The 589-nt window shown below is 73.0% G+C and carries 1 protein-coding gene; it reads left to right on the forward strand.

Annotation, left to right across the window (positions count from 1 at the left end; translation table 11 throughout):
• Positions 1 to 351, forward strand: a 351-nt coding sequence (locus tag AC13HU_RS37990; RefSeq protein ID WP_483046550.1) for a metallopeptidase family protein, incomplete at its 5' end; no start/stop codon positions are given.
• Positions 352 to 589: the final 238 nt, after the last annotated feature.

Genomic DNA, 589 nt, shown 5'->3' on the forward strand with positions numbered 1-589 from the left:
GTGCTGGAGATGAGCCCGGAGGAGTTCGAGGAACTGGTCGGCGAGGCGCTCGACCGGGTTCCCGCCGAGCTGACCCGTCTGATGGACAACGTGGTGGTCTTCGTCGAGGACGAACCGGAGCCGGGCGACGAGGAGTTGCTGGGGCTGTACGAGGGGACCCCGCTGACCGAGCGCGGCGAGTGGTACGCGGGGGTGCTGCCGGACCGGATCACGATCTACCGCGGCCCGACCCTGCGGATGTGCGCCACCCGGGAGGAGGTCGTGGCCGAGACGGAAGTCACCGTCGCGCATGAGATCGCCCACCACTTCGGGATCGGCGACGAGCGGCTGCACGCGCTGGGCTACGGCTGACCGGGCCGCGTAGGGGCGTACGGGCGTAGGGGCGCGCGTGGGTACGTGCGTACGGAGCCCGGCCGTACGCCCGGTGCGGCGCCCGCCTCACCCGTGTCGCACCCGCGGCCGTAACCGTGTCCGCACCCCCGTCCGTACGCCCCGCGCGGCCGTACGGGCAACGGGGGCGTGTCCTGGCGGGCTGCGTCCGCGTTGGTCAGGGCGATACCCGGGGCGCGTGCGGCGGAGAGAAGAGCTG

This window comes from Streptomyces sp. NH27 (assembly GCF_056859195.1).